The sequence below is a fragment of the Streptomyces sp. NPDC048420 genome, assembly GCF_040651535.1.
In the GTDB taxonomy this organism is placed as follows: Bacteria; Actinomycetota; Actinomycetes; order Streptomycetales; family Streptomycetaceae; genus Streptomyces.
Map to the genome: position 1 here is coordinate 289,369 of NZ_JBEZKG010000003.1, position 24,064 is coordinate 313,432.

The 24,064-nt window shown below is 71.4% G+C and carries 16 protein-coding genes; 11 read left to right on the top strand and 5 right to left on the bottom strand.

Annotated features, from left to right (window positions below; all coding sequences use genetic code 11):
- Positions 1–222: 222 nt before the first annotated feature.
- From AB0D34_RS06345 to AB0D34_RS06360, 4 genes are all read left to right on the top strand, one after another.
- The gene (locus AB0D34_RS06345) at positions 223–1,137 is read left to right on the top strand and encodes a hypothetical protein (protein WP_362657297.1); all 915 of its coding nucleotides are present in this window, start codon (positions 223–225) and stop codon (positions 1,135–1,137) included.
- Between the two features lie 90 nt (positions 1,138–1,227).
- The gene (locus AB0D34_RS06350; RefSeq protein WP_362657300.1) at positions 1,228–1,686 is read left to right on the top strand and encodes a hypothetical protein; all 459 of its coding nucleotides are present in this window, start codon (positions 1,228–1,230) and stop codon (positions 1,684–1,686) included.
- Between the two features lie 221 nt (positions 1,687–1,907).
- Positions 1,908–2,984 carry a lysylphosphatidylglycerol synthase transmembrane domain-containing protein gene (locus AB0D34_RS06355; RefSeq protein ID WP_362657303.1) on the top strand — a complete coding sequence of 359 codons (1,077 nt, stop codon included), beginning with the start codon at positions 1,908–1,910 and terminating at the stop codon, positions 2,982–2,984.
- A 47-nt stretch (positions 2,985–3,031) separates the two neighbouring features.
- Positions 3,032–6,109, top strand: a complete 3,078-nt coding sequence (locus tag AB0D34_RS06360; RefSeq protein WP_362657306.1) for a beta-N-acetylglucosaminidase domain-containing protein — start codon at positions 3,032–3,034, stop codon at positions 6,107–6,109.
- Positions 6,110–6,194: 85 nt separating this feature from the next.
- On the opposite strand, the gene AB0D34_RS06365 is transcribed toward AB0D34_RS06360, so the two are convergent.
- Positions 6,195–6,959, bottom strand: coding sequence for an SIS domain-containing protein (locus tag AB0D34_RS06365; RefSeq protein ID WP_362657309.1), 765 nt, complete (start codon positions 6,957–6,959; stop codon positions 6,195–6,197).
- Positions 6,960–7,078: 119 nt separating this feature from the next.
- Here AB0D34_RS06365 and AB0D34_RS06370 point away from each other — a divergent pair, with 119 nt between their 5' ends.
- The 6 genes from AB0D34_RS06370 to AB0D34_RS06395 all read left to right on the top strand — a co-directional run bounded on the left by AB0D34_RS06370 (position 7,079) and on the right by AB0D34_RS06395 (position 16,370).
- Positions 7,079–7,963, top strand: a complete 885-nt coding sequence (locus AB0D34_RS06370) for a MurR/RpiR family transcriptional regulator (RefSeq protein WP_328779795.1) — start codon at positions 7,079–7,081, stop codon at positions 7,961–7,963.
- Between the two features lie 111 nt (positions 7,964–8,074).
- Entirely contained in the window at positions 8,075–12,289 is a 4,215-nt protein-coding gene (locus AB0D34_RS06375; RefSeq protein ID WP_362657313.1) for an NEW3 domain-containing protein, read from the top strand.
- Entirely contained in the window at positions 12,286–12,975 is a 690-nt protein-coding gene (locus tag AB0D34_RS06380) for a peptidyl-prolyl cis-trans isomerase (RefSeq protein WP_362657316.1), read from the top strand. The genes AB0D34_RS06375 and AB0D34_RS06380 overlap by 4 nt, the downstream gene beginning before the upstream one ends.
- 118 nt (positions 12,976–13,093) lie before the next feature.
- Complete coding sequence (locus AB0D34_RS06385) at positions 13,094–14,470, top strand: extracellular solute-binding protein (protein WP_362657319.1); 1,377 nt, start codon at positions 13,094–13,096, stop codon at positions 14,468–14,470.
- Between the two features lie 17 nt (positions 14,471–14,487).
- Positions 14,488–15,489 carry a sugar ABC transporter permease gene (locus AB0D34_RS06390; RefSeq protein ID WP_362657831.1) on the top strand — a complete coding sequence of 334 codons (1,002 nt, stop codon included), beginning with the start codon at positions 14,488–14,490 and terminating at the stop codon, positions 15,487–15,489.
- Positions 15,486–16,370, top strand: coding sequence for a carbohydrate ABC transporter permease (locus tag AB0D34_RS06395; RefSeq protein WP_362657322.1), 885 nt, complete (start codon positions 15,486–15,488; stop codon positions 16,368–16,370). Before AB0D34_RS06390 ends, AB0D34_RS06395 begins: the two co-directional genes overlap by 4 nt.
- Here AB0D34_RS06395 and AB0D34_RS06400 read toward each other — a convergent pair.
- On the bottom strand, positions 16,360–18,579 hold the full coding sequence (locus AB0D34_RS06400) for a glycoside hydrolase family 3 N-terminal domain-containing protein (protein ID WP_362657325.1): 2,220 nt from the start codon (positions 18,577–18,579) through the stop codon (positions 16,360–16,362). The two genes, AB0D34_RS06395 and AB0D34_RS06400, sit on opposite strands and share 11 nt — an antisense overlap.
- Positions 18,576–19,658, bottom strand: a complete 1,083-nt coding sequence (locus AB0D34_RS06405) for a BadF/BadG/BcrA/BcrD ATPase family protein (protein ID WP_362657328.1) — start codon at positions 19,656–19,658, stop codon at positions 18,576–18,578. The genes AB0D34_RS06400 and AB0D34_RS06405 overlap by 4 nt, the downstream gene beginning before the upstream one ends.
- An 8-nt stretch (positions 19,659–19,666) precedes the next feature.
- Between AB0D34_RS06405 and AB0D34_RS06410 the strand changes: the two genes are divergently transcribed.
- Positions 19,667–20,968, top strand: coding sequence for a glycosyl hydrolase (locus AB0D34_RS06410; RefSeq protein ID WP_362657834.1), 1,302 nt, complete (start codon positions 19,667–19,669; stop codon positions 20,966–20,968).
- A gap of 88 nt (positions 20,969–21,056) precedes the next feature.
- On the opposite strand, the gene AB0D34_RS06415 is transcribed toward AB0D34_RS06410, so the two are convergent.
- Positions 21,057–22,529, bottom strand: a complete 1,473-nt coding sequence (locus AB0D34_RS06415; protein WP_362657331.1) for a glycoside hydrolase family 3 N-terminal domain-containing protein — start codon at positions 22,527–22,529, stop codon at positions 21,057–21,059.
- 56 nt (positions 22,530–22,585) lie between these two features.
- A complete protein-coding gene (locus AB0D34_RS06420) occupies positions 22,586–24,061 on the bottom strand; it encodes a tryptophan 7-halogenase (protein WP_362657334.1) in 1,476 nt (491 codons plus the stop codon).
- Between the last annotated feature and the right edge of the window lie 3 nt (positions 24,062–24,064).

Sequence of the window (24,064 nt, forward strand, 5' to 3'; positions counted from 1 at the left end):
ACGTCCGCCCGACTCCCCCTCCGGACGGCGGTTGGCCGGATTTCGACGGAACCGCACAGGCACCCCTCAGCTGAGGGACAGCCCAGCGGGGGCGTTCGTATGAGTCGTCCGCGAAGTTTCCCGCGCCGGGAATTCCTGCGCTCCGAGGTCATACGGATGGGGCTTGAGAGGCGTCAACGGCCTGAAAGCACAAGCCGTTTCCCCGCGCCCGGGAGTCGCCCGATGCCACGCCGGACCTTGCTCCTCCTGACCGCCGCGCTGCTGTCGGCGACGCTCGCAGGGTGCGCGGACGGTACGTCGTCGGCACCGGCCGCCACCCGGAGCACGGACGCCGACCGAGCCCCCGGCACCGGCCGTCGGGCCTCCGCCGACCCGGAGCAGACTCTTCATCTCGCCGAGCAGCTCCTGATCAAGAAGTGCATGGAGAAGCGCGGATACCGCTACTGGGTGGAGGACCGGCCGGCGGCCGGTGGGGCGAACCGCTTCCCCTACGTCGTCGACGACCCCGCCTGGGCCGCCCGGCACGGATACGGCACCGACCTGTACCGCGAGCGGCAGCAGCAGGCCCTGCGCGACCCGAACCAGCGGTACTTCCGGTCCATGCCCGCCGACCGGGCCCCCGAGCTGGTGAGTGCCCTCAACGGGGCCGAACCGAAAGGACTCTCCGCCCGTCTGCCGAACGGCGTCCAGGTCACGCACAGCGACCAGGGCTGTGTCGCCGAGGCCGAACGGGCGCTGTACAAGGACCTGCCGGCCTGGTTCCGGGCCACCCGGGTCACGGACAGCCTGAGCGGTGTGCGCGTCAACTCGGTGCTCACCGACAAGCGTTACCTGGCGGCCGTAGCACCGTGGGCGCGGTGCATGCGGGAGAAGGGTTACACGTACCCGACCCCCGCCGGGGCCCGCGCCGCCGCCACCCGGCCCGACCAGGCATGGCCGCACGCCAAGGAGGTACGGCTGGCGTCGGCCGAGGCGGCCTGTGCCGGAAAGACCGGGCTGGCCTCCGTGGCGAAGGCCCTGGACACCGAGTACCGGGCCGAGCTGCGCCGGCGCTACCCCGCGCCGACGGCCGATCTCGACCGCCTCAGACGGGAGGCACTGCCCCGGGCCCGGGCGATCGTCGCGCACGGCGACTGAGCCCCGGCCACCCGCGGCCCCACAGACCACCACGGCACCCACCGTGGTCGCACCACCCGTCACCCACCCCTCACGAAACGAAGGAACCCCATGTCCATCAAGCGTGTCCTCACCCTCGCCGCCTCCGCCGCGGCCATCACCGTGCTCGTCTCACCGGTCACCGGCGCCGGCGCCGCGGAGTCGGGCTCCCAGGGCACCAAGTCGGCCCAGCTGGCCTCCGCGGACGGCTACCTCCACGTGTACACGCAGCCGTACGGCGGTGGCCGTGAGTGCAAGTGGTCGGGCAACTCCAACGACTGGGGCAGCTGCCGCAACCTGACCTCCGACATCTGGAACAACGGCTACGCGGGCGGCTTCGACGCCGTCGACCTGTACACGGCCCCCAACGCCGGCGGCGCCCACGCCTGCATCAGCCAGGGCGACCGCTGGTGGGACACCACCACCGGCAACTACCGCTTCACCTACGGCGCCGGCCTGGAGGAGTTCGGGCAGAGCGTCAACAACAACATCTCCTCGCACCGCTGGGTCGACTACTGCAGCCAGGGCTGACCAGGCCACGGGTCGCCCCGGCACTCCGACGCGGGTGCCGGTGCGACCCGTTTCCGCACCGCCGACCCACCCCGTGTCGCCCACCCGCCCGCGCTCCTTCGGCTGCCGGACATTTGAACGTCACACCGAGCGGGAACGTTTCCCTCGTCCCCTCTGCATCGCCTTGCCTCCGTCATGCCCCGTGTCCGCACGGGGCATGACGCGAAAGGACGACGTGCATCGTGTCCCTGCTTCCGCTGGACGGCCCCACCGGCCCGCTCCCCGCCCCCGCCGCCGTCTCCGCCGGGTCCCTCCCCGCCCCGGCGCCGTGTGCCATCGCCACCGATCTCCCACCGTCGGGCGGCGCACCCCGCTTCCTGACCCGTATGGGCCGCCCGGCCCGCCGTCTGCTCACCCTGCTCCCGCTCCTGCTGATCGGCGTGTGGGCGGTCCTGGACTGGCGTGCGCTGTACGACGGCACCGCACGGCTGGCCACGGCCGATCCGGGGTGGCTGCTCGTCGGGCTCTTCTACACCTGTCTGGGCTGGATCTCCGCCTCCGTCGTACGGCAGGGCGCGCTGCCCGAGCGGCTGCCACCGGGGCTCCTGGTCGCCTCGCAGTTCGCCGCGGGTGCCGCCAACCACGTCCTGCCGGCCAGTCTCGGCGCCCACGCCGTCACCCTGCGCTTCCTCCAGGGCCAGGGCATCCCGCTGGCCCGGGCCACCGCCTCGCTCGCCCTCTACGCACTGGTCAGGCCGATCGCCAAGACGCTGGTGCTGCTCGGTTTCCTGGTCACCCTGCCCGGTCTGCTGCGGCTCGGTGATCTCGTCCCGGACGGCCGCATGCTGTTCCTGCCCGCGGTGGCCGCGGGGCTCGGACTCGGCGTCACACTCCTGTTGTTGACCGTCGTACGGCCGCTACGGCGCCCCGCGGCCAGGTTCGTGCGCACCGCCCTGACGGACGCCCGCCGACTGCACACCATGCCGAGCCGGGTCCTCGCCCTGTGGGGCGGCGCGGCCGCCGCGCCCCTGCTCCAGGCGAGCGTGATCCACGCGGTGGGCGCCTCGCTGGGCATGACGCTGTCCTGGGCGCAGGTCGCATTCGCGTATCTCGCCGCGAGCACCGCGGTCGGCTCGGTGCCCGCACCCGGCGGCATCGGCCCGATCGACGCGGCCATGGTGTTCACCCTGGCCGTCTACGGCGTCCCGGTGAGCCTCGGCACGGCGGCCCTCATCGGCTACCGCGTGCTGACGGTGTGGCTCCCCCTGTTGCCGGGCGTGCTCTGCATGTCCGCCCTCGTGCACCGGAAGGTTCTTTGAACCTTCGCCCCATTGAATGCTTCATTCAACATCTCTAGCCTTCCAGGGTGGATTCATTCATCAACTTCAGACGTACGGCCGCCGCCCTGCTTCTGGCCCTCGGCCTCGCGGCTCCGGCGGCCCCCGCCGCGGCCGCGCCCCGGCAGTCCGCGCCCCAGGTCTGGCCGACTCCGCAGAGCATGAGTGTCGGACGCGGCCAACTCCCCGTCCCCGACCGGGTCGTGGAGGTGGTCGGCCCCGGCACCGATCCCTCCGCCCGACGGGTCGTCGAGGCGGCTCTCAAGGCCACCGGAGCCGACCGCATCACCACGGTCGACGCGGGCGACCGCCCGCCCGCTGCCGCCCTGACCGTCTATCTCGGCGGCCCCGGCGAGAACAGCGCCACCGCCCGGGCGCTGAACCAGCTCCAGGCCGGCTCCCCGACCGGCCTCGCCTCCGGCGGCTACGTCCTGGCCTCCGGGCGCAGCCACGGCCGGGCCCTTCTCGCCCTGTCCGGCGTCGACACCACCGGCACCTTCTACGCGGCCCAGACCCTGCGCCAACTCCTCGCCGACCGACATGAGTTGCCCGTCGTCAAGGTCCGCGACTGGCCCACCGCCGCCCTGCGCGGGGTCATCGAGGGCTTCTACGGCACCCCCTGGACGCACGCCGAGCGGCTCGCCCAACTCGACTTCTACGGCCGTACCAAGCAGAACGTCTACGTCTACTCCCCCAAGGACGACGACTATCTGCGGGCCCGCTGGCGCGACGAGTACCCGCCCGCGGAGCTCGCCCAGTTGAAGGAACTGGTCGACCGGGCGACCGCCGACCACGTCCGCTTCACCTACGCCCTCTCCCCCGGACTGTCGGTCTGCTACTCCTCCGACGCCGACGTCAAGGCGCTCACCGCCAAGTTCGACTCGCTGTACGCCATCGGCGTCCGCTCCTTCGCGATACCCCTGGACGACATCAGCTACACGAAGTGGAACTGCCCCGCGGACGAGCAGGAGTTCGGCTCGGGCGGCGGCGCGGCCGGGGCCGCACAGGCCCATCTCCTCAACACCGCCTGGAAGCAGTTCTCCGCGAACCACACGGGCCTCGAACCCCTGGAGATGGTCCCCACCGAGTACTCCGACCTCGCCGACTCCCCGTACAAGAAGGCCCTGCGGGAGCAGCTCGACCCGTCCGTGGTCGTCGAGTGGACCGGCGTCGGCGTCATCGCGCCCACCATCACCGCCGAGCAGGTGAAGCAGGCCCGCGAGGTCTACGGGCACCCGATCCTGGTCTGGGACAACTACCCGGTCAACGACTACGTCACCAGCCGCCTCCTGCTCGGCCCCTACACGGGCCGTGAACCCGCGGTCGCCTCGGAGGCGACGGGCGTGACCGCCAACCCGATGATCCAGGGCGAGGCGAGCCGGATCGCCCTGTTCACCTCGGCCGACTACCTGTGGAACCCGAACACCTACGACCCGCGCAAGGCGTTCCTCGCCTCGGTCCGCGATCTGGCCGGTGAGGGGACCGGCGCCGCCAAGTGGCTGCGGATCTTCGCCGAGAACAACTACTCCTCCCAGCTCGACGCCACCGAGTCGCCGACCCTCACCAAGCTGATCGCCGCCTTCCGTGAGGCCTACGAGCAGGACAGCGGGCTCGATCAGGCAGCGGAAGCGCTCACGGACTACTTCGCCGACATGGCGGCCACGCCCGCCCAGTTGCGCGCCCGTCTCGACAACCCGGGGTTCCTGGACGAGACCTCCGCCTGGCTCGACAAGCTCGGCCGCTACGGCAGCGCGGGCGAGACGGCCGTGAAGCTGCTGCTGGCGCACAAGGCCGGTGACGCGGACGCGGTCTCGACGTACTGGGCCCAACTCCGCCAGGACCGCAAGGAGTTGGACGCGATCCCGCAGCAGGTCTCGCCGGGCGTGATGGACCAGTTCCTCTACACGACGATGCTGGAGAACGCCCCCGACCCCGGTGTCGACGCGTCCTTCTCCCCCAGCTCGCTGTCCCTGAAGCCCGGAGCCTCCGCGACGGTCACCCTGGACCTGTCCGACGCACAGGCCAGGACGGTCAGTTGGAGACTCGACGTACCCGAGGGCGTCACCGCCACCCCCTCCGAGGGCACGGCCACGACCCCGGACGCGAAGGTCACCATCACCCTCATCGGCAAGGCGGAGGGCGTGCACTCGGTCGTCGCCGAGGGCACCGGCATCCTCAGCCGCGCCCTCCCGGTCCAGGTCACCGACGGTACCGGCACACCTCGCGCCCTGACAGCCAACTTCAGTGGCGCGTCGGTGAGTTCGATCGACCTGTCCACGGACACGACGACGGACATCGCCGTCGGGAACAACCCCGGCGAGGTCGTGGTGAGCGCGGACGGCCGTACCGCGTACGCGGCCAACCAGGGCTCGAACTCGGTCAGCGTGATCGACGTGGCGAGCGGCAAGGTCACCGCCACGGTCGCCGTCGGCAAGGTCCCGGCCGGCCTCGCGCTCACCCCTGACGGTGACACGCTCTGGGTGGCCAACTACACCGACGGCACTGTGCAGTCGATCGACACGGCCACGCTGAAGACCGGCACACCGGTCCCCGTCGGCTCCGGCCCCGAGAACATGGCGATCACGCCCGACGGCAGAACCCTGTACGTGGCCGACATCCACGACAACACGGTCAGCCCCGTCGACCTCACCACCGGCAAGGCCGGCCCGGCGATCCCGGTCGGCCCCAGCCCCTTCAACGTGGTGGCCGCCCCCGACGGAAAGACGGTCTACGTCTCCAACTCCGGCGGCTCGACGGTGACCCCGATCGACACGACGACCAACGACACCGAACCGACGCTCCTGGTCTCCGGCCAGGCCTACGGCCTCGGCCTGTCACCGGACGGCCGAACCCTGTGGGTGAGCCCCAGCAACGGCGACACGATCACACCGGTGGACACGGTCACGGGCGCCCCGGGCACTCAGGTGAAGGTCGGCAAGTCCGCCTTCGACGTATCCCTGGACTGGAACGGCAGCACGGCGTACGTCACGACGGCCGACGGCAACACCCTGGTCCCGGTGGACACCAGCACAAGCAACACCGGTAAGCCCTACACAACCGGCGCCTATCCACTGGCGGTCGCCCTGACTCCGGTACCTGTCAACTGAGGGAGGAGCAACCCACCCAGGGGCGCGGGGAACTGCGCGACCAGCCCCCACCGGCCCGCAGCTCCCCGCGACACCCCAGAAACCCTTACGTGGCCGTACGCCGAACCCGCCCCGCGTACTTCTTCTCCAACTCCAAGTTGCCCTCAAAACCACCAGGCACGTTGGCCGACACGTAAACCGGCGGCCGCTGACCTGCAGCAAGCAGCAACCCCGAAGCCTCGGCCACCACCATCTGCACCAGCATCACCCCGGTCAGAGTGGACAAAGCCCCCACCGCCCCACCCCCCGGCAACGACACCAACGCGTCCCCGACCGGCGCCGCGTTGTCCAGCACCACATCCGCCAGGTCCACGAGCTTCTTCCCGCTCGTGTGCCCGGCCGGCACAGCCGACGTGTGGGTGAGAGACGTGATCGCGAGAACCCGGTGCCCCTGCGCCTTGGCATGCAGCGCCATCTCCACGATGACGTTGTTGACACCGGAGTTGGAGATGATGACGAACAGGTCCTGGGTCTGCGGGGCGGCGAGGTCGTAGAGACGGACGGCCACCCCCGGCTGCCGTTCCAGCAGCGGGTCGTCGAGGACGCTCGGTGCGTCACCGCCGTAAAGGACGAGGTCGGAGATCTGGAGGCGGTTCGTGGGCACGAGCCCGCCCGCGCGGCCGGCGACCTCCAGGACCATCGCCTGGGAGTGGCCGGTGCCGAAGGCGTGGATCACACCGTCGGCGCGGATGCAGTCGGCGATCAACTCGGCGGCGCGGCGCACGTCCTCGCGGGCGGACTCGGTGACGTGACGGAGGACGTCCAGGCTCTGTTCGGCGAAGCCCTGGGCGCTGACTGACTCGACGGACACGCGACACTCCCCACTGATGGATTGAACCACCATACAATCACCCATCGATGAATCAATAAATCACAGTGCGGTCCTGGTATTCAATCAGTGGCCCTAAGGGTGGCTGATACCTTCTTTCCATGCCTCCGACCGACGTCACCACACTGATCCGCACCGAGCTGCCCCGGCTGGCCGGTTCCCTGCGGAAGGTCGGCGAGCTGATCCTGGAGGATCCGGCCGCCGTCACCCACTGCTCCGCCGCCGAGCTGGGCCGCCGCACCGGAACCTCGCAGGCCACGGTGACCCGTTTCTGCCGGGCCATCGGGCTCGACTCCTATCAGCATCTGCTGATCGAACTGGCCCAGGAACGCGGTCGCGGCGAGGTCTCCGACTGGGGTTCGGCCGAGATCGGTCCCGACATCTCCCCGGACGACAGCCTGGAGCGGGTCGTCCAGGTGGTCGGCAGCGCGGATCTGCGGGCGATCCAGCAGACCATCGAGCGCATCGACCTCGACGCCCTGGAGCGCGCGGCCCAGGCACTGGCCAAGGCCCGCCGGATCGATGTGTACGGCGTCGGCGGCAGCGGAGCGGTCGCCCAGGAGACCGAGACCCGGCTGTTCCGTATCGGCTGCCAGGTGCGCGGCTGGACCGAGGTGCACGGCGCCGCCACCTCCGCGGCCCTGCTCACCCCGGCCGACGTGGCCATAGGCATCTCCCACTCGGGCGCCACCCGCGAGACCCTCGAACCCTTCGAGATGGCCAAGGAGCGGGGCGCGACCACCATCGCCATCACCACCGACCCGCGCTCCCCGCTGGCCAAGGCCGCCGACATCCGGCTCATCTCCGCCACCTCGGAGACCAGCTTCCGCACCGGCAGCATCGGCGGCCGGCACTCCGTCCTGATGATCGTCGACTGCCTCTACGTCCGGGTCGGCCAGGTCGCCTACCAGCGGGCCAGCGCCTCCCTCGCCCTGACCGACCACATCACCCCGCAGCACGCGGTGAAGGCCCGCCGTTCGCGTTGACCGTGACCGATCATGCATGGATGAACCACCGAGATGACGTAAAGATGGTTGTTTGAATCATCCTCTCGGTGCCAGGATGGGGCTCCCCCCGAGTCATCTCGTAGGAGCCCCATGCGCGTCACCTCTGTTGAGTCGACCGAGCTGTTCGTCGGTACACCCGAGCAACCGCTCCAGGTGGTGGCGGCCGAGATCGAGCACGTCCCGGGCCGCTCGGTCCGCGTCACCGTCGAGGGACGCGGCACCGGGGAGACAGTCGTCACCGTGGGCGAGGGCGGCACCGTACGGGCCGAGATACCCGTGACCGGCACCGACGGACCGATCACGGTCACCGCGGCCGACGGGGACGAGAGCGCGAGCGCGACCGGCGAGTTCACCGTCGCGGAGCCCGGCTGGACCATGTTCATGGTCAGCCACTTCCACTACGACCCCGTCTGGTGGAACACCCAGGGCGCCTACACCGAGACCTGGGACGTGGCCGACGACCCGGCCGGCACCGGCCTCACCGCCCGCACCTTCGACTCGCGCGGCCAGTCGGGCATGAGCCTGGTCCGGGCCCACTCCGACCTGGCCCGGCGCGACCCGGCGTACACCTTCGTGCTCGCCGAGGTCGACTACCTCAAGCCGTACTGGAACGCCTTCCCGGAGGAGCGCGGCTTCCTGCGCGAGCTGATCCGCACCGGCCGCGTCGAGATCATGGGCGGCACCTACAACGAGCCGAACACCAACCTCACCGGCGCCGAGGCGACCGTACGCAACGCCCTGTACGGCGACGGATACCAGCGGGCGATCCTCGGGGCGTCCCCGGAGACCGCCTGGCAGCTGGACGCGTTCGGGCACGACCCGCAGTTCCCGGGGCTGATGGCGGACGCGGGGGTCACGTCCAGCTCGTGGGCGCGCGGCCCCTTCCACCAGTGGGGCCCCACCCTCTCCGTCTTCGGCGAGGAGCCGCGGGACCCCAAGCGGATGCAGTTCCCGGCCGAGTTCGACTGGATCGCCCCCTCGGGGCGCGGGATCCTCACCGCGTACATGGTCAACCACTACGGCGCGGGCTGGCGGATCGACAACGCGCCGACGCTGCCCGCGGCGGAGGCCGAGGCCCTCAAGCTGTTCAAGGGCCTCAAGCAGGTCGCCCTCACCCGCAACGTGCTGCTCCCGGTCGGCGGGGACTACGCGCCGCCGTGCCGCTGGGTGATGGACATCCACCGGGACTGGAACGCCCGTTACGTCTGGCCCCGGTTCGTCTCCGGCATCCCCCGGGACTTCTTCGCCGCCGTACGCGCCGAGTTGGAGACCGAGGGCCGCAAGGCCTCACCGCAGACGCGGGACATGAACCCGGTCTACACCGGCAAGGACGTCTCCTACATCGACACCAAGCAGGCCCAGCGGTACGGCGAGACGCTCCTCGCCGACGCGGAGGCCTGGGCGACCCTCGCCTCCCTCGTCACCGGGCACCCCTACCCGGACGCGGCCCTCGACAAGGCCTGGCGGCAACTCGTCTACGGCGCCCACCACGACGCCATCACCGGCTCCGAGTCGGACCAGGTGTACATCGATCTGCTCACCGGCTGGCGGGAGTTGGCGGACCTCGCCGAGACCGTGCACGCCGACGCGACGAAGGCGCTGGCCGACCGGGTGGAGCCGGGCACGGGACCCGACCTGGTGGTCTTCAACTCCACGACCTGGGAACGCCAGGACGTGCTCACCGTCGACGACCCGGGGCTCGTCCCCGTCGGCGACGACTTCCAGCCGCTGCCCGCCGTGCGCGAGGAGGACGGCACCCTGCGGGTCGTCGTCCCGCAGGTGCCCGGCATGGGCCTCAAGGCGCTGCCGCTGGCGGCCGGTTCGATCCCCGAGTGGACCTCGGGCGAGGGCACCACCATCCGCAACGAGTTCTACGAGGTGACGGTCGACGCGACTCGCGGCGGTGCCGTGAGCAGTCTCAGGTCCTTCACGGAGGGCGGCCGGGAACTCCTGCCCGCCGGTGACATCGGCAACGAACTCGTCGTCCAGGAGGAGTTCGCGAGGCACCCCCGGTTCGGCGAGGGCCCCTGGCACCTCACCCCGACCGGCACGACCGCCGCCCGCAGCCGGGACGTGACCGCCGACATCGATGTCGATCATTCCCCGGCCGGCTCCCGCATCACCGTCCGCGCCGACCTCGGCCTCTTCAAGTACACCCAGCGGCTGACCCTTTGGGCGGGCGTCGACCGCCTCGACATCACCACGACGATCGACGGCTACGACGGTGCCGACCGCCTGATCCGGGTCCGCTGGCCCTCGGACGTGCGGGGCGGGCTGCCCGTGCACGAGGTCGCGGACGCGGTGATCGGACGCGGGTTCGGCTTCGTGGAGGTGAACAGCGAGGAGTTCCCGTGGACCCTGGACAACCCGGCCAACACCTGGTTCGCACTGGGCTCCACGGCACGGGTCGCGCTCCAGGACGACACCGGGGCCCAGCTCGGCCAACGGGCCTTCGGCGTCGCCGAGTTGGTGTACGCCGACTGGGACGAGGCCGGTGAGCTGGGCGCCCCGCTCGCGGCGGCCCTCGTCCGTGCGGGCGTCACCGCGACCTCGACCATCGCCGGCGGCCCCCGCTACGGCGACCTCGAAGTCGACTCCAACCTCCCCGACCTCCGGATCGCCGTCGGCGGCCCCGACCGCAACTCCCTGGTCGCCGAGGCCCTCGCCATGGACCCGGCCGCCGGCCGCGAGCTGCGCCGCCAGATCGCCGGGCAGGGCGTGGCCGCCGTCTGGGTCGCACCCCGGGCCTCCCTGCGCGAGGAATGGGTGCCCGGCGCCGACCTGCGGGACCTGGAACGGCTGCCGCTGCTGGTGATCGCGGGCGCCGACCCCTCGGGGGACGCGAAGGCGGTCGACGTGCTGATCGCGGATCTGGAGGACTTCACCGTCACGGCCACGGCGGCGGGCGGCGGCGAGGCACTCCCGCCCGGTGACGCCTGGGACGGTCGCGGCTTCGCCGTCCTGAACCGGGGCACGCCCGGCTGTGTGGTCACCACCTCCGGCGACCTCTACATGTCCCTGATGCGCTCCTGCACCGGCTGGCCGTCCGGCATCTGGGTAGACCCGCCCCGCCGCACGACACCGGACGGCTCGGGCTTCCAGCTCCAACGCTGGTCGCACACCTTCGAGTACGCGGTCGTCGCGGGCGAGGGCGACTGGCGGGACCTGCAACTCCCGGCGCGCGGCCATGAGTTCAACCACCCGCTCACGGCCCGGGTACGAGGCGAGGGCGAGTCCGCTCTCCTGCCCCGCGAGCTGTCCCTCCTGGCGGTGGAACCGGCCCGCGAGGTGCTCCTCGACGCCCTCAAGCCGCTCGGCTCCCCCCTGGCCCGGGGCAGTGTGGCGCCGGCGGACCCGGGACGCGGGGTCGTGGTCCGCGTGCACGAGGTGAACGGCCGCCCGGTGCGGGCCCGCGTGCGCGGACCGGTCACGTGGACGGAGGGCGCCCGTGCGGACGTACTGGAGAGGCCCGGCGAGTCCCTGACGCCGGACGCCGAGGGGGCCCTGGAGACCGGGCTCACCGGCTTCGAGGTCGCCACCGTCCTGGCCACGCCCCCACAGGCACCCGAGCCGACGACCGACCCCGGCATCGCGGCCCACGAGCCGGCCCAGCCCGTCCACACCCGCTACTGGCTGCACAACTCCGGCCCGGCCCCGCGCGGCAACATGCCGGTGTCCGTCTACGTCTCGCCCACCGCCCTCACGGCGACCGGCCCCGTCACCGCGACGGTCCGGGTCGGCTCGGAGCTCACGGACACGTCGACGAACGGCACGGTGGTCTTCGACGTGCCGCCCGGCTGGTCCACCGAGCCGGCCGAACTGCCGTACGCGCTCGGCCCCGGCGGCTTCTCGCTGGCCGAGGTCACGGTGACCCCGCCACCGGACGCCGAGCCCGGCCGCCACTGGCTCACGGCCCGCCTCTCGTACGGCGGCCAGACCTACGAGGACGTCGTCGGCCTCGACGTGCCGGGCTCCCCACCGGCCGGTCCGGGACTGACGTGCGAGCTGAACGCCGACCGGGTCACCGTACGCAGCGGTGAGCGGGCTCAGGTTCCGGTGAGCCTGCACAACACCACGAGGGGCCCGGTCGGCGGGCAGCTGTGGGCGGTGTCGTCCTGGGGCACGTGGCGGGGCGTGGCGCCGGGCTTGCAGGGCTTCACGGTGCCGGGCGGAGAGCAGCGGGAGGCGGTCATCGAGGTGGACGGTTCGTCGATCCCACCGGGTTCGTACTGGCTGATGGCGAAGGCGGCGTGGAACGGCCAGGTGGCGTACACGAAGACGATCCCCCTGGAGGTGACTCCGTGACGCCGGAACACGCGGCACTGATAGACGGCGAACCACTGCCAAGAGAACGGGTGGACTCGTTCCTGGACAGGCGCCCCTTCAGGGGCGCGGGACTGTATCAATCTGCGGCTCCGCCGCGGGGCGCGACAAGCCACGACGAACCGGCACCCGCCAGACGCCAGACAGAGGCACCCTCTGTCGCGAGACAACGCCGCCGCTGGGCCACTCAAGTCCTGGTGACGGACGAACTCGCCCGAAGGGCCTGCGCGGACCGGGGTCTGAAGGTGCCGGAAGAGGTCTCCCCGGCCAAGACCCTCACCCTGGCCGAGTCCGACGTCGCAGACCTCGGCAGCATCGTCGCGGCAGCGTTGGCCCACTCCCCCGCCGCCCGCACCCTCCTGGCCGCCCTGGAGTCCGAACAGACGGTCCCGGAGACCGCCGTACGGGACTACTACGCCCGCAACCAGGACCGCTTCCTCACCCCGGAGGCGTTGAGGCGGGGCGTCACCCCCTTCGACGGGGCGAGCCCCGACGACGTACTGCCGTACGACCAGGTCCGCGAGGGCATCGAACGCGAACTCCACCGGGCAGCCGGCCGCCAGGCCTTCTTCGGTTGGCTGGACCAGGCACGCAGCGGAGTCGTGTACTCCCACGGCCATGAACACCCCGGCGACCCCTCGCACCCGGACCACGAACACCGTCACTGATCTCGTACGGAACCTAAACGCAACACGGGAAACCATTGACCTCCGATGAATTCTGGTCCACCTTTTCATCAATCGGAGTCGGAGTTGGTTCATTGAACCAGCCATGGAGGGGCATCACATGCGCGCAAAGAGACTGACCCGCACCCTGACCTGTATCGCCGTTCTGTCGCTGACGGCCGCCGGCTGCGGCCTGTCCGGCGGCGGATCCGACAGCGGTGACGCCACCGCCGGCGGCTGCAAGGTCGACAAGGGCAACGTCGGGTCGGGGAAGCTCACCGGTGAGGTCAAGGGCAACATCACCTTCCAGACCACCAACCTGAAGAAAGACTTCGGGAGCTTCTTCAACGGAGTGATCAGCGACTTCGAGAAGGCCCACCCCGGCACCAAGGTCAAGTGGATCGACGACCCCGGTGACAACACCTTCACCAGCCGGACCGTCGCCGACGCCCAGGCCTGCACGATGGCCGACGTCATCAACGTCAACGCGCCGACGGCGACCGCCCTCACCAAGGCCGGCTACCTGCTGGACATCGGCACCAAGGACCCGGACGCCGCCAAGCCCTTCGTCCCCTCGTTCTGGAAGACCAGCACCTTCGCGGACGCCTCCGGCAAGTCGATCCACACCACGCTGCCCTGGTACACCGGCGGTGTCATCCTGACGTACAACAAGGACCTCCTGGAGAAGTCCGGCGTCGACCCGGCCAAGCCGCCGACCAGCATCTTCGGGCTCTTCGCCGACTACGAGAAGGTCGCCAAGGCCGCCGACGGCAAGTACTTCGCGACGATGGCCAACCCGATCTGGCGCATCCCCGCCGACTTCGACCAGATGGGCATCAAGGTCCTCTCCCCCGACGGCAAGTCCGCCGTCTTCGGCGACGACCCGCGGACCACCCAGTGGGTCGCGTGGATGGCGAAGCTGTACAAGGAGGGCGCGATGCCGAAGGACTCGCTGTCCTCCAGCAACGACCCGTCCACGCTCTACAGCCAGGGCAAGGTCGCGTACGGCTCGACGAACCCGAGCTTCGTGCGGTTCGTGAAGCAGAACAGCCCGTCCGTCTACGACAAGACGGCCGTCGGCCAGCAGCCCTACGACGCCCTCGGCCGCGCCTCCGCCGGCGCCCCGCAGTACATCTCGGTCGCCGCGACCAGCAAGCACGCCCCGGTGGCGCTCGCGTTCGCGGAGTTCCTCACCAACGCCGAGAACCAGACGGCCTGGTGCAAGGACCCGAACGTGGTGATCTTCCCGACCACCACCGAGTCGCTGAACGACCCGTTCTTCCAGGACGTCACCGGCAGCGACCCGTTCTCGCAGGCCCGTAAGCTCGTCGCCGACCAGCTCAAGACGGCCGACACCAACCAGACCAACCTCTCCCCGGCCGTGCAGAACGCCATCGTGTCCCAGGTGCAGCTGGCCATGCAGGGCAAGAAGAGCGCCGCGGACGCAGTGAAGGACGCCCAGGAGAAGTCGAACGAGCTGCTGAAGCAGGGCAGCTGACGGTGACGGCACAGACCATGAAGCCGGTGTCCGGCGTGGCGGAGTCCCCGACCCCCACGCCGGGCCCGGGCCCGTCCCGCCTCCGCCGACTCGCCAGGGCCGCGCTGCCCGGTCCCGCTCCCGGGGCCAACGGAGCGGCCATGTACCGGCGTTGGTGGCTGCCGTGGCTGTGGACCGCCCCCGCGATCGCGTGCGCGGTCGTCTTCGGGGTGTTCCCGTTCCTCAACACGGTCCTGCTGTCGTTCACCAACGCCAAGCCGCTGGGCGGCACCGCGGGTTTCGTCGGACTCGACAACTACACGCGGATGCTCCAGGACGACGACTTCTGGCTCGCCACCCGCAACAGCATCCTGTACGCGGTGATCGTCGTACCGCTGATGGTGCTGCTGCCGCTGATGCTGGCCGTCCTGGTGGAGAAGAACCTCCCCGGCATCGGCTTCTTCCGGTCCGCCTTCTACACACCGGTGCTGGCGTCCAGCGTGGTCGTCGGTCTGAGTTGGCAGTGGTTGCTCGCCGACGACGGGTTGGTCAACACCTGGCTGGAGAAGGCCCACCTGATCAGGTCGGCCATCCCCTTCCTCTCCGACTCCTGGCTGATCCTGCTGTCCGCGATGGGCCTGACCCTGTGGAAGGGCCTCGGCTGGTACATGGTCTTCTACCTGGCCGCCCTCGGGAACGTGCCCAGGGAACTGCACGAGGCCGCGCAGATGGACGGCGCCGGTGCCGTGCGCCGCTTCTGGCACATCACGATCCCCGGAGTCCGGCAGGCCATGATGCTCGTCGGCACCCTCACCGGCATCGGCTCCCTCAGGGTCTTCACCGAGATCTACATGCTCGGCAGCTCCACCGGCGGCCCGGGCGGCGCCGACCGCACCCTGCCGTTCTACATCCGGGACGTCGGCCTGGACCCGATCACCGGCAACGCGGGATACGGCTCGGCCGTCAGCGTGGCCCTGTTCGCGCTGACGCTGGGGCTGACCCTGCTGGCGCAGCGTCTGACGAAGGAGGACGAGTCATGACGACGAGCGTCGTCGAGACCAAGGGCCGTCGCCTGATGCCGCGCTGGCGGGACTACGGCCGCCCGCGCGAGCTCGTCGTCCGCTATCTGCTCCTCCTCCTGGTGCTCGCCCTCACCGTGGGCCCGCTGCTGTGGCAGCTGCTGGCCTCCCTGAAGGGCACGAGCGAGGACGTCTTCGGCGCGAACGCCACCCTGCTGCCGCACCACCCGACCCTGCGCGCCTACCGCACGGTCTTCGACCAGGTGCCGGTGTGGTCGTACATCAAGAACAGCCTGATCGTGGTCGCCCTGTCGGTCACCAGCCAGCTGGTCTTCTCCACCACCGCCGGCTACATGCTCTCCAAGCCCGCCTGGAAGGGCCGCAAGGCGGTCTGGGTGGTGCTGGTCGCCTCGATGATGTTCCCGTTCGAGTCGATCATGGTGTCGCTGTTCATCAGCATCCGCGACCTGGGCCTGGTCGACAGCCTGGCCGGCGTGTGGCTGCCCGGTTTCGTCGGCGCGATCAACGTCCTCCTCATGCGCGGCGCGTTCCTCGCGGTCCCGCGCGAGATCGAGGACTCGGCGATGCTCGACGGCGCGAACGAGTGGCAGCGCTTCCGTTACCTGTATCTGCCGTCCGCGTGGGGCGCGATCATGGTGGTCGTCATCAACACGTTCATCAGCGCCTGGGACGACTTCCTGTGGCCGCTGATCGTGCTGCGCTCGGAGAGCAACATGACGCTGACGCTGGGCCTTTCACGGCTCCAGTCGTCCTCGTTCGGCTACGACCAGCGGATGGTCATGGCCGGTTCGGTGATCTCCGTGATCCCGGTACTGGTGCTGTTCGTGATCACGCAGCGCTGGTTCTACAAGGGAGTGTCCGCGGGAGCGGTCAAGATCTGAGGTCCAGGGTCAGCGGTACGGCGGTGAGGGCCGCCCGTGCCGACGGGGCGACCCGGACCTCGACGACGTCGGCGCCGGCCAGCTGGTCGGCGCCGAGTCGTGTCGCGACCGTGCGGGACTCGCCCGGCGCCAGGCCGACACCCTCGAACCCGCACAGTTCCAGGGTGCGCGGCCAGGTGGGGGTGATCAGGCGCCGCAGGTAGACCTGGACGACCGAACGCCCGTACCGCTGACCGGTGTTCGTGACATCGACCTCGACCGTGCGTCCCGTCAGGCGTGGCTCGCCGAACTCGAAGCTCGTGTACGACAGCCCGTGCCCGAAGGAGTACCGCGCCTCGGCGCTCTCGTCCACGTAGCCGCCGTACTCGGTGTCCTTGTGGTTGTAGTGGACGGGGAGTTGGGCCGCCGAGCGCGGCACGGAGACCGGCAGCCGGCCCGCCGGTTCCGCGAGCCCGAGCAGTACCTCGGCGATCGCCTCACCGCCCCAGGGGCCGGGATACCAGGCGGTGAGCAGGGCGGGCGCGGTGTCAGGGACGACATGCGGGCGCCCTTGCACCAGCACGACCGCGGTCGGTGTACCCGTCGCCACGACGGCGTCAAGGAGCGCGTACTGGGCCGCTCCCAGCCGCAGTCCGGCGAGGTCGACACCTTCCCCGCAGGTCATCTCGGAGACGGCCTTGAGCGCGGCCCCGTTGGCGTCGAACTCGGTCTCGGGCGTACGGGCGCTGCTGCCGCCGAGCACCAGCACGGCGAGGTCGGACCCGGAGGCCTCGGCGATCGCCGCCGGGATGCCGGAGAGGTCCGTGCCGGTGAGGGTGCAGCCGGGGGCGTGCCGGATGTCGAGGCCGGGCGGGGCGAGCCGGCGCAGGGCGTCGAGGACGCTGCCGCCGGTGCCGGGGCGCTGCGGGGCCGTGTAGTCGCCCAACTGGTGTGCGGTGGTGGCGGCTTGGGGTCCGAGTACGGCGATCCGGGAGACGTTCCCGCCGATGGGCAGCACGCCGTCGTTGCGCAGGAGGGTGACCGCGGCCCGGGCGACTTCCTTGCTGAGCTCCGCGCCACCGGTCGGCGGAGAGGCCGTCGCGTGCTGCTGCTCGAACAGCCCCAGCCGGAACTTGAGGCGCAGGACCCGGGCGACGGCGGTGTCGAGAGTTCCCTCGCTCACCAGACCGCGCTCGACCGCCTCCTCCAGGTGAGTGAAACCCTCGTCCCAAAGGCTCAGATCCACACCGGAGTTGAGGGCCAGCGCACCCGCTGAGACCTTGTCGCCGGTGATCCGGGCCAGCCGGTCGACGGCGAGACCGTCCGCCATGACCAGCCCGTCGAAGCCCCAGTCCTCGCGCAACAGCCCGGTGAGCAGCGCCCTGTTGCCGGAGCAGGGCATGCCGTCGACCTCGTTGTACGCGGCCATGACGGCGGCGGCGCCCGCGCGGACACCGGCGCGGGCGGCGGGGAGGTGGATCTCGTGCAGCTCACGCCATCCCAGCTCGGACTCGGCGGAGTTGCGGCCGCCGACGGTGGCGCCCTGCCCGGCGAAGTGCTTGAGGACGACGGGGGCCTTGTCGGCGGCGAAGACGCCATCGGCGGAGGGGGCCCCTTGCATTCCCCGGACCAGCGCCTCCGTCAGCCGGGCGGCCAGGTGGGGGTCCTCGCCGAAGCACTCCTCCGTGCGGCCCCAGCGCGGGTCGCGGGCGATGTCCAGGGCCGAGACGAGGGCGATGTGACCGCCGCGGGAGCGCAGTTCGGCGGCGGCGTGGGCGGCGGCCCGCTCGTACAGGTCCGGGTCCCAGGTGGCGCCGACGGCGAGGTTGACCGGGAGGACCGTGCCGTCGAGGGCCATGAGGCCGTGCGGGACCTCCTCGACGAAGAGCGTGGGGATGCCGAGGCGGCTCCGGCCCACGACATGGCGCTGCACCAGCTCGGCGAGGGCGGCCCCGTCCTCGGCGCCGGGCCCGCTCCCGTGGGCCACGCCGGACCAGGCGTCGGCGCGCTGGAGGCCGTAGAGGGCGCCGAGTCCCTCGAAGCGGTCGGTCTCGGCGTGGAGGACCTCGGTGAGTTCGAAGTCGCCGTCGGGAGTGCGGCGGTAGGCGTCCCAGCCGTACATCCGCTGGTTGAGCTGGCCGACCTTCTCGCGCAGGGTCATCCGGGAGAGGAGGTCCTGGACGCGGGCGTCGGTCGGGGCGGTGGGGTCGCGGTACACGGCATCGCTCATGACAGGTGCGCCAGCCGTGCGAGAGCGACCGCGCCGGGGCAGCCGTCGGCCACCCAGTCGAGGCTCAGGGCGTGGGCGCCGAGCCGCTCGGTCAGCGGGGCCGTGAGCGGGCCCTCGGGTCCGAGCAGGCCGCCCGTGGCGACGATCCGCTCGCCGGGACGCGGTTCCAGCGCCCGTACGGTCTCCAGCAGGTGGTCGGCCGCCTCGCCGATGATCTCCTGGGCCACGGCGTCCTTCTCGGCGGCCGCCTCGGCGACCAGCGGGGCGAAACGGGCCAGCCGGATCGGCGGATCGGCCATCACGGCGGGCAGCAGATGGCGGCGGAAGTCCTCACGCCGGGCGCGTGGCCAGCCGGGGACGCCGGTGCCGGGGGTGCCGGTGCCGACCGGACCCGCGGTGCCGCCTTTGTCGTACGACGGAATGCTTCCCGTGGGCAGGACGTCCACCGGCAGGCCCAGGGTGCGGCCGACCCAGCCGGCGAGGACGGTGGCGCGGCCGCGGCCGTCGGCCATGCGCAGGGCGGCGCGGACCGCGCTGCGGCCGATCCAGAAGCCGCTGCCCTCGTCGCCGAGGAGCCAGCCGTCGCCGTCGACCGTGGTCGTGGCGTGCCGGTCGGTGATGCGCATGGCGACCGCGCCGGTGCCCGCGACCAGCGCGAGGCCGTCCGACGGGGTGCCCGGGGCGGCGGCGAAGGCGGCCTCGATGTCGCTGCAGATGCCGACCCGGTCGGACGGGATGCCCAGGCGGCCCAGGGCCTCGGTGAGGGCGGCGCGGGCCCTGACAGTGCCGGGGTCGTCCGCGGAGGCCGCCGTGGCGCCCGCGAAACCGCCGGTCACAGCCACGACCCGGGCGCGCGCCGCCTCCGGCACCACCTGGGCGAGTGCCTCGACGAGGTGCTCGGTGAGCTGCGGGATCGGCACGGTCATGGCGTTGCCGGGGCCGCCGACGGCCTCGCCCAGCACCCGGCCGTCGGTGGCGGAGGCGGCGGCGAGGAGCGCGCGGGTGCGGGTGCCTCCGGCGTCGAGGCCGATGACCAGGGCGCCGGGGTCTCGCGGATCGTGGTTCAAATAATTACCCATCGATGACTATGGTGATTGATACATTCGCCCAGGACAAGAGCGGAACCCGAGCCGGGCCGAGGTCGGACCGGGCCGAACCCGAGGAGGATCCCATTCCCACGCTCCGCTTCGGCGTCAACTACACGCCCCGCCACGGCTGGTTCCACGCCTGGCACGACTTCGACCCGGCCCGCACCCGCGAGGACCTCGCCCAGATCGCCGGACTCGGCCTCGACCACGTCCGGGTCTTCCACCTCTGGCCGCTCCTCCAGCCCAACCGCACGCTGATCCGCACCGCCGCCGTGGACCAGCTGGCGCAGCTGGTCGACCTGGCCGCCGAGGCGGGCCTCGACGTCATGGTGGACGGCGTGCAGGGCCACCTGTCGAGCTTCGACTTCTACCCGGAGTGGACCCGCAGCTGGCACCACCGCAACGTCTTCACCGACCCGGAGGCCATCGCCGCCCAGGCCGACCTGCTGCGCACCCTCGGCCGCGCCCTGTCCAGCCGCCCCAACCTCATCGGCCTCCAGCTGGGCAACGAGCTCAACAACCTGATCGAGCACAACCCGGCGACGGTCGAGGAGGTCGACCACTACCTCGACTCGCTGCTGGCGGCCGCCCGGGACGGCATGGGCCCGTCCGGCCTGGTGACGCACTCCGCGTACGACGCGGCCTGGTACGGCGACGACCACCCCTTCACCCCGGAGGCCTCGGCCCGCAAGGGCGACCTCACCACGGTCCACCCCTGGGTCTTCTCCGGCGGCTGCGCCCGCCTCTACGGCCCCCGCTCCCCCCAGGTCCTGCACCTCGCCGAATACGGCACGGAACTGGCCAAGGCCTACGCCGAGACCCCCGGCCGCCCGGTCTGGATCCAGGAGACAGGCGCCCCCGAACCCCACATCCCCACCGCCGACGCCCCCCACTTCGCCCGCGAGACGATCCTCAACGCATCGGGCTGCGCGGACCTGTGGGGCGTGACCTGGTGGTGCTCCCACGACGTGGACCGCTCCCTGGCGGACTTCCCGGAACTGGAGTACACGCTGGGGCTGTTCGACGCGGAGGGCCGGGCCAAGCCGATAGCGAAGGCATTGGCGGAGACGATCTCCGAACTCCGCGCCGGACCCCTGACCCTTGAGCCCCGGGACACGGCCCTGGTCCTGGACTGCACACCGTCCACGCGCTCAATGTCGGGCCCGGGCGGGGCGTACTTCGAGGAGTGGATGCGGCTGCGGCAGCAGGGGGTGCGCCCGGCGGTGGTACTGGCGGAACGAGCGGAGGACGAGGGTTACCTGAAGGCCCGCGGAATCAAACAGCTCATACGACTTCCGTGAGGTGTGCGTCCCTTCAGGGGCGCGGGGCTGTATCGATTTGCGGCTCCGCCGCGTGGGCGCGACAAGCCCCCACCGGCCCGCAGCCACATCACCGCGCCCCGACCAGCACCTCCGCCACCGCCCGCAAATTGACCTTCCCCCGCCCGTAAGAACACACCGCACCGTCCTCCGAAAGCCCCGTGGCGACCCGCACCGCCCCCGGCCTCCGGGCCAGCAGCTCATCCCGCATGCGGGCCTGCCACGGGTACAGCCCCGCATCACACGTGGCCACGACCAGCGCCGCACCCCCGGCCTTGGCCAGAATCCCCTCGACCACCCCGCCCGGATCAACCGGCGCCCCGGCCACCGCCGTCCCCGTAGCCGTCGGATCGACAGCCAGCACCTGGGTCAGCAAATCCTCCCCACCCCAGTTCAACGCGGGATGCGGCGCCGGGAACAGGTCCACGACATGCGCCCCCCGCACCCCCACCGGAGGTACCCGCACGGCCCTCCGAGCCGCCTCCAGCCCCGCCTCCGCGTCCCACGGAGTGACCTCGTCGTCCGGCGTCGCGTACCGCGAGACCAGCCGCTGCACCCGCCCCGCCGCCTCCCGGACCCGCTCCTCGCCCAGCACCCCGTCCCGCAGCGCCTCCAGCACCGCGTCCCGGCACTCGAGGGTGACCGCCAGATCGGATACGGCGACGATGACCTGGTCCGCCCCGGCCGCGAGGGCGATCCGCGCGCCCGCGGCCTCCCCGTACAGGTCGGAGATCGCCTTCATCTCCAGCGCGTCGCTGACCAGCACCCCGTCGAACTCGAGCTCGTGCCGGAGCAGATCCCCCAGGATGCGCCGACTGAGCGTGGCCGGCCGGTTCGCGTCCAGCGCCGGAAAGACGACATGCGCGCTCATCAGCATCGGCACACCGGCCGCGATCGCGGCCCGGAAGGGTTCGAGGTCGAGCTCGTCGTACGGCCTCGGGTCGACGGCGAGTTCGTGGTGGCTGTCGGTGACCGTGCCGCCGTGCCCGGGGAAGTGCTTGGCGCAGGACGCGATGCCCCGTGCCTCGGTGGCCGCGATCCAGGCGCTCAGGTGCCGGGAGACCAGCTCGGTCTCCTCGCCGAAGGCACGCGTGCGCACGATCGGGTTGTCGGCCTGCCGCTGGACGTCGGCGACGGGGGCGTAGGAGGCGGTGATGCCGAGCGTGGCCAGGTGCCCGGCGAGCGCGTCGGCGCAGCGGGCGGTGAGGTCCGGGTCGTCGACGACTCCGAGGGCGTAGGAGCCGGGGACCTCCGGGGCGCCCGCGGCGACCAGGTGCCCGATGCCGCCGCCCTCGTTGTCGATGGCGACGAGCAGATCGGGGCGCAGGGCCCGCAGCGTGTCGGTGAGCCGGCGCACCTGTTCCGCGTCGCGCACGTTCCGGGTGAACAGGATGACCCCGCCGAGCCCGCGGTCGATGAGCCGCTTCAGGGTGTCGGGGACGGCCGTGGTGCCTTCGAACCCGGCGACGAGACAGCGGTGGGCCGCCTCGTCGAGGTCGACGGGGAGGGCGGTGCGGGCAGACGGGCGCTCGGTGTGGGTCACCCCCGGAATCCTGTGGCTCGTTCAGCCGAAAGTCAACATACCAACGGTTCGATCATTCATCGCTGCCGCTCCCAGCCCAGCCCGTCGGTGGACGCGACGAGCCGGCCCGGCGCGGCGGGCGCGGTGTCGTCCAGCGGGCCGCCGTAGAGCGCCTGCTCCTGGAGGTCGTTGCCGGTCCGGAAGGTCTCACCGACGATCCGCGTGGACAGCAGCGGGTTGGCCCGGTCGCCCGAGGCGGCCAACCGGCCCACCGCGCCGTCCAGTTCGGCCGCCGCGGCACTCCACTGGTCCCCGAACCGCTCCGGTCCCAGCACCGCCGTGTCACCCGAGACCAGTCCGCCCGCCAGCTCGGCGAAGGCCGCCACCTCGGTGCTGTCGACCTTCGTGACCTTCTTCGCGGACCAGAAGTACGACTCGTCGTTGCGTTCCATGTCGTAGAAGGCGATGAGGAACTCGTAGAACACCCCGTACTCGCGCCGGTAACGGGCCTCGAACTCGGCGAAGCCGCGCTGCTCGGGCACACTCCCGTCGAGCGCCGAGTTCACCGCGCGGGCCGCCAACAGGGCGCCGTAGGTGGCCAGATGGACCCCGGACGACAGCACCGGGTCCACGAAACAGGCGGCGTCACCGACCAGCGCCATACCGGGCTTCCACAGGGACTTCTTCCAGTACGACCAGTCCTTGCGCACCCGCACCCGGTCGTACGGCGGCTCGGTCGCGGCCGGCACTCCGTCGAGCAGTTCGGCGACCTCCGGGCAGGCCCGGATCATGTCCTGCCAGGCGGCGCGCGGATCGCGCTGGACGGAGGGGTTGTGCTCGGGCGAGATCACGGCGCCGACGCTGGTCAGGTCGTCGCGCAGCGGGATGTACCAGAGCCAGCCGGCGTCGAACGCGGCGCAGAAGATGTTGCCCCGGTTCGGTTCGGGGAGCCGGCGTCCGCCCGCGAAGTAGCCGAACACGGCGAGGTTGCGGAAGAAGTCCGAGTACACGCGCGGTCCGCCCACGCCGGAGTGGATCCGGCTGGTGTTGCCGGACGCGTCGATGACGTAACGGCCGTGAGCGGTACGGCTGTTGCCGTCCGCGTCGGTGTACTCGACCCCGCGCACCCGCTCCCCGTCGGCGACGACCCCGCGCACCGTGCTGCCCTCGCGGACCTCGGCGCCGACGCGGGCCGCGTTGCGCAGCAGGATCTCGTCGAAGCGGGAGCGCTCCACCTGGAAGGCCGTCGCCGTGGGCTCGGGCAGCCGGGGTGTCATGGCGAAGGAGAACTGCCACGGCTTCGGGTCGCGGCCCCAGCGCAGGGTGCCGCCGCGCTTGAGGGTGAACCCGGCCTCGGCGACCTCGTCGGCGACACCGAGGATGCCGCACAGGCCGTGCACGGTCGCCGGCAGCAGCGACTCGCCGATCTGGTACCGCGGGAAGGTCTCCCGCTCCAGCAGCAGCACCCGGTGTCCGCGCATCGCGACGGCGGCCGCGGCGGTCGAGCCGGCCGGCCCGCCACCGACGACGATCAGGTCGTACTCGGGGTCCATCGT

Coding starts and splice junctions, on each gene's coding strand:
- AB0D34_RS06345 (WP_362657297.1), top strand. CDS start 223: ATGCCACGCCGGACCTTGCTCCTCCTGACCGCCGCGCTGCTGTCGGCG.
- AB0D34_RS06350 (WP_362657300.1), top strand. CDS start 1,228: ATGTCCATCAAGCGTGTCCTCACCCTCGCCGCCTCCGCCGCGGCCATC.
- AB0D34_RS06370 (WP_328779795.1), top strand. CDS start 7,079: ATGCCTCCGACCGACGTCACCACACTGATCCGCACCGAGCTGCCCCGG.
- AB0D34_RS06375 (WP_362657313.1), top strand. CDS start 8,075: ATGCGCGTCACCTCTGTTGAGTCGACCGAGCTGTTCGTCGGTACACCC.
- AB0D34_RS06385 (WP_362657319.1), top strand. CDS start 13,094: ATGCGCGCAAAGAGACTGACCCGCACCCTGACCTGTATCGCCGTTCTG.
- AB0D34_RS06390 (WP_362657831.1), top strand. CDS start 14,488: ATGAAGCCGGTGTCCGGCGTGGCGGAGTCCCCGACCCCCACGCCGGGC.
- AB0D34_RS06395 (WP_362657322.1), top strand. CDS start 15,486: ATGACGACGAGCGTCGTCGAGACCAAGGGCCGTCGCCTGATGCCGCGC.
- AB0D34_RS06400 (WP_362657325.1), bottom strand. CDS start 18,579: ATGAGCGATGCCGTGTACCGCGACCCCACCGCCCCGACCGACGCCCGC.
- AB0D34_RS06405 (WP_362657328.1), bottom strand. CDS start 19,658: ATGGGTAATTATTTGAACCACGATCCGCGAGACCCCGGCGCCCTGGTC.
- AB0D34_RS06410 (WP_362657834.1), top strand. CDS start 19,667: ATGGTGATTGATACATTCGCCCAGGACAAGAGCGGAACCCGAGCCGGG.
- AB0D34_RS06420 (WP_362657334.1), bottom strand. CDS start 24,061: ATGGACCCCGAGTACGACCTGATCGTCGTCGGTGGCGGGCCGGCCGGC.